Raw genomic sequence first — 5070 nt, 5'->3', positions numbered from 1 at the left:
CATCCGGAAGTGCGCGATAACCTCCCGGATCGGCTCGACGACGGCGTCGCCGTGGCGGCGCAGGTACCGTTCCACGATGTCGGCCATGAAGGTGAAGTGCCGGGCCTCGTCCTTGGCGAGCCGGTTCAGCAGATCGGCCAACACCGGATCGCCGACGACCGCTCGCAGCTGCTGGTAGTACAGCTGGGTCGCCTTCTCTTGGACCAGGGCGTAGGCGAACAGCGAGACCGCGTGGTCGTGCGGCAGTTCGAAGTGCTTGCGCCCCTCGGTCGCCAGTTCCCGCCGCAGCTCGTCGGGATCGGCGATGCCGGCGGCGACCTGGTAGCGGAACAGTGCCCGGGCGTGGCTGTCCTCCTCCTGCGCCCAACGCACGGTGAAGTGGTAGAGCTCCCGGTTGTGCACGAAGTTCTCGACGTCGACGTCGGGGTTCAGCGGGAAGGCCCGCTCGTACACGCCGAAGTAGCCGGGCAGGTGGTCCTCGATCAACGTGATGAACCGGACCGCGGAGCGATGTCCCTCGGTGAGCCGATCGGCGTCGGCGTTCTCCCAGGCGAACGTCGATTCGACGTTGAAGCGGCGGGTGGTGGAGCCCGCCTGGTGGAAGGCGATGACGGCCGCCTCGACCTCGGCGGGAGGAAGCAGCGGCGCCAGGGCCGGGCGTGCGGGGGCTCGCGGCGGTTCGACGCCGCGGGCCTGGCCGAACGCCGGCCGGAGAATGTCGGATGCCGTCATGATGTGGATCCCGTTCCTCTCTCGGCGGCGGTCAGCGTGCCTTGCGGCACACCAGCGCGTAGTGCTTGGTGGTGTAGCCCCAGCCGGCGTTCGCGACCTCCAGATAGCGGCGCAGCGTCGCGGCCGTTCCCGGGCGGATCGCGTCGATCCGCTCCGCGGCCGCGTCGACGTTCACCAGCCAGTCGTCGATGGTGCGCCGGTAGTCGTCGGTGAGATCGTCTAGGCTTGCCAGGGAGAAACCGGCCTCCTCGGCACCGGTGACGAGGTCGGACAGCGGCCGCATGTCCCCCCAGCCGAAGATCGATGCGCGGACGAACTCGGTCCCTTCCCGATGGTCGAACGCCCCCCGGGTGGCAGCGTTGCGAAAGCAGCTTTCCGACACGTACAGCCGTCCGTCGCGGCGCAGCAGCGCCCGGGCCCGCCGGAACACGACATCGAGGTCGGGCATGTGCACGATCGAGCCGAGCATTGTCACTGCGTCGAAACTCCCCGAGGGCAACTCGACCGTCTCGAAGTGGCCCTGGACCGTGGTGACGCGGTCGCTCACGCCGAGTTCGGCAGCTCGCTGCGCGATGTAGGCGTGCTTGTCGCCCCGCGGGGGAGACCCCGACGACCTCGGCTTCGTACTCGACCGCCATGAACAGCGTCAGCGAACCCCAGCCGCATCCGATGTCGAGGAGGCGACCACCGCGGCGCAGGCCGAGCCGATCGGCGACGAAGTGGAGCTTGGCGATCTGCGCCTGCTCGAGGGTGTCGTGCTCCGTGCGGTAAAGACCCGAGCTGTATTTGCGCAGGGGATCGAGGAACAGGCCGAAGACCTCGGGCGGCAGGTCGTAGTGCTGATTGGTGTCGCTCGTCGTGGGTTCGGTGCCCGTCGTGGGCCCGGTGGCCGTCGTGGGCCCGGCGGCGAGGCCCACCGCAGCCTCCGGTGCGGTGGTGACGGGCGAGTTCATGCGGCCTGCACCTGCAGCGCCGCCTGGACGACGTCGGCGACTTCGGCGACGGTGACCGCCGAGAAGACGTCCTCGTCCTCGAGCTCGACGTCGTACTCGCGTTCTACCCGGGCGATCATCCGGAGCACCTTCACCGAGTCCGCGCCCTCCACGGAGCGCAGATCGGCGTCCGCAGCCAGGTCCTCGACCGGGATGCCGAGCTCACGAGCGACGATGGCGGTGACGGTGGTGACGATCTCCGCATACGACACTGACATTCAGTGCTCCTCTGAGGTGGGGAGGCCGGCGGCGGTGGACCCGGTGGCCGGTGGTCTGGTGAGCGTCGCCGCCAGTGCCTGCGCGACACGGTCGGCCTCGGTCGGATTCAGCATCATCCGGTCCCGGGCGGTGTCCATCGGGGTCGGGCGGTAGGTTGCGCTTGCGGTCGCGAGCAGCGTCCCGGCATCGTCGAGGATCTCGGCCTCGGCGTGCACCAGCCCGTTTGCTCTGCCGCCGTTTACGCCGCTGTTCGCTCCGCCGACCGTGCCGCCGACCGGTGCCGCGTCCCCGCGGCCGGGGGTACCATCCGGGACGCCGTGCAGCCGGGCGACGCAGCGGTACTCGGCGCCGACGCTCAGCGGGGCGAGGTAGCGCACCCGCAGCGCGGTGGTGAACGCGGTGAGCCCGACCTGCAGCACGATCAGATTGCCCATCGTCTCATCGACGATCACTCCGATGAGGCCACCGTGCACGACGCCGGGATAGGACTCGTGCCGGCGTTCGAGTCGGAAACGGGTCGAGATGCCGTCGGCGTGGGCGGAGAAGTGTAGTTGCAGCCCGTGCGGATTGTGCGGCGAGCAGCCGAAACACCGATAGTCCGCGAGCACGGACCACGGCACGCTCAGGTAGTCCTCCGGATCGTCGGCTTCCCGCGGGCCGTCAGGGCTCGGCGTCATCAGGTGGCTGCGCATCGGGCTCCCTGGTCGATAGGCGCGGAACGCGCGGCTGGTCGATGGGCGCGGAACGCGCTGGGCGTGCGGAATCGGAGGCGGGGCTTGCGGGTCAGAGCACGCCGCGCCCGACCAGGTCGCGTACCGCCAGCCGTTGGAATTTGCCGCTGGAGGTACGGGGCAGCGCGCCGGGCTCGACCAGACGCACCGTCACCGTGGACAGCCCCAGCGCCGCAGTTGCCGCCATCCGCAGGTCGGTCGCGAGTCGGGCTCGGTCCGCGGGCTCGGTCAGCGCGGTCTCGCCGACCACCGTGACGCCGCCGGCAGCCTTCGCTCCGGTGGCGTCCGGGGGGCTGTCGGCGGCGTCTGGCTGGTCGGGGGAGCCGAAGGCGACGACGCGACGTCGGTGCACGCCCGGAAGGTCACGCACCGCCGCTTCGGCGTCCTCGGGGTAGTAGTTCACGCCGCGTATAATGATCATTTCCTTGTCTCAGCCGGTCACGAACAGATCGTCGCCGCGCTGGAAGCCGAGGTCGCCGGTGCGCAGCCAGCCGTCCGCGGTGAAGCCCCCGGTCGTCAGGCCCCCCGCGGTGAGGTAGCCCGAGGTGACCGAACCACCCCGGATCTGGATCTCGCCCACCCGCAGGCTCGGCGCCAGACCGTCGCCGAGCGGATCGGCCAGGACGTCACCGTGCAGGTCGGCGATGCGAATCCGGATGTCGCGGACCGGCCGGCCGACGGCGACCAGCCCCTTGGCGCGCGGATGCTCGCGCGGGACCTCCGTCACGATTCCCTCGGCGGCGAGTCGGTCCCGGTCGACCCAGGTGACCACGGGGGCGCGGCCCAGCGGCGGGAAGGCCACGGCCAGGGTGGCCTCGGCCATCCCGTACACGGGGAACATCGCCGTGGGGGCGAACCCGGCCGGCGCGAAGTGGTCGAGGAATCGCTCAACGCCGACCGCGGAGACCGGCTCGGCTCCGTTCAGCGCGACGCGCCACCGGCGCATGTCCAGCCCGGGTACCTCGTCCGGGTCGATCGCCCGGACGAGGTCGTCGTAGGCGAAGTTTGGCGCCGGCGAGATCGTGGCGCCGCTGGCGAGGAACGAGCGCAGCGAGCCGGCGGGGTCACGGACGAAGTCCGCCGGGGACCAGACGGTCATCGGGATGCCGGTCATGATCGCACTGAGGGTCGCGAACAGCCCCATGTCGTGGAACAGCGGCAACCAGATTCCGCCGTGATCGCCCTCACCGAGCCGGATGCCGTCGATGATCGCGCGGATGCCGCACAGCACGGCGCGGTGGCTGAGTACCACGCCCTTCGGGGCCGCGGTGCTGCCGGAGGTGAACTGCACGATCGCGATGTCGTCCGCACCCACCGCACCCACCGCACCCACCGGACGCCCGGGACTCGGAGGTGGCTGGCGCGTGGGCGTGGCGGGACCGGCGTCGCGGGCCAGGTCCGCCGCGGGGAGGAACCGGAGTCCGCCGAGCCGGTCGGCCGTCCGGCGCAGGATGGCGGACACCCGGCCTCCGGTGACCACCCGGTGGATGCCCGCGGCCGCCGTGGTGCGCGAGACCCGGTCGGCATAGCCGTTGAGGTCGTGCGCGGTGGTCGGCAGTGGCAGCGGACAGGCCGCCGCGCCCGCCCGACTGATCGCGAAGAGCGCGAGCAGAAACTCGGCCGAGTTCGCGGCCAGTACCCCGACCCGCTCACCGGCCTGGACCCCGTCCGTCGTCAGCGCGGCCGCGATCGTCCGGGAGGTGGCCGCGAGGTCCCGCAGCGAGATCACCTCGCGGGTCGACGGGAACGTGACGGGTGTGTCGGGATGCCGGGCGGCCGCAACGTCCAGTGCGTCGTGCAACGTCTCGGCGTTGTGCAACGTCTCGGTGTCGTGCAACGTCTCGGCGTCGAGCGGCTCATGGTGCCCGCGAGCGTCGGTCGTGCCGGTCGGGTCACTCGTGCCGGTCGGGTCCGTCGCGTGGCTGCCGTGGGTCGTGTGGGCCGGCCCGCCGGTCGTCGCCGACCGTGGAAAGACCGGCCGCGGATGGACCGTCGGAGACGTGGGCGAGATGGCGGAGGTGGGCGAGGTGGCCTCGCTCCGGATGGCAGGTATGATCCGCACTCCTGTCTTCCGCGTCCAGGTGTCTTCTGCGCCCGTGCGACGGATGGGGCCCGGCCGGCACCGAGGCGACGGCGGCCGAACAGCAGCCGATGGGGCTGCCCGTCAGGTGTACTCGCCCGTCGGGTGTACTGATGTCTGTCCGTCGGGTGTACTGATGATCGGATGTGCTGATGAATGCCGCGGGCAGCAGGAAAAGGCTCGTGGGTATGGTGGTCGTTCGTCAATAAAAATTCAGGTAATCTATCGATCCATCAGGGCCGACAATACATCACCGAATCGTCCCGGCGGTCGAAAAATTCATCCGATGGTTTCCTGGGAGTTTAGGAGTCGCAAT

General features: G+C 70.3%; 5 protein-coding genes and 1 pseudogene. All 6 read right to left on the bottom strand.

The genetic code is table 11. The features are described from left to right. Nucleotides 1-732 (bottom strand): acyl-ACP desaturase (locus tag AC08OU_RS20340; RefSeq protein WP_476605565.1); only part of this gene is annotated, 732 nt, incomplete at its 3' end. Nucleotides 733-763: 31 nt separating this feature from the next. Then, nucleotides 764-1685: pseudogene (locus AC08OU_RS20335) on the bottom strand (class I SAM-dependent methyltransferase). Continuing rightward, nucleotides 1682-1942 carry an acyl carrier protein gene (locus tag AC08OU_RS20330; protein ID WP_462189085.1) on the bottom strand — a complete coding sequence of 87 codons (261 nt, stop codon included), beginning with the start codon at nt 1940-1942 and terminating at the stop codon, nt 1682-1684. Before AC08OU_RS20330 ends, AC08OU_RS20335 begins: the two are co-directional and overlap by 4 nt. Beyond that, nucleotides 1943-2635: a PaaI family thioesterase gene (locus AC08OU_RS20325; RefSeq protein ID WP_476601981.1), complete on the bottom strand. Its 693-nt coding sequence runs from the start codon at nt 2633-2635 to the stop codon at nt 1943-1945. It lies immediately after the preceding gene. A 91-nt stretch (nt 2636-2726) separates the two neighbouring features. Continuing rightward, nucleotides 2727-3095, bottom strand: coding sequence for a hypothetical protein (locus AC08OU_RS20320; protein WP_462189083.1), 369 nt, complete (start codon nt 3093-3095; stop codon nt 2727-2729). Between the two features lie 9 nt (nt 3096-3104). Further along, entirely contained in the window at nt 3105-4736 is a 1632-nt protein-coding gene (locus tag AC08OU_RS20315) for an AMP-binding protein (RefSeq protein WP_476601980.1), read from the bottom strand. Between the last annotated feature and the right edge of the window lie 334 nt (nt 4737-5070).

The organism is Frankia sp. CcMO1, from assembly GCF_977945845.1.
Note: the sequence above shows the minus strand (reverse complement) of the source record. Positions and strands in the feature narration are given on the sequence as shown.

Coding starts and splice junctions, on each gene's coding strand:
- AC08OU_RS20330 (WP_462189085.1), bottom strand. CDS start 1,942: ATGTCAGTGTCGTATGCGGAGATCGTCACCACCGTCACCGCCATCGTC.
- AC08OU_RS20325 (WP_476601981.1), bottom strand. CDS start 2,635: ATGCGCAGCCACCTGATGACGCCGAGCCCTGACGGCCCGCGGGAAGCC.
- AC08OU_RS20320 (WP_462189083.1), bottom strand. CDS start 3,095: ATGATCATTATACGCGGCGTGAACTACTACCCCGAGGACGCCGAAGCG.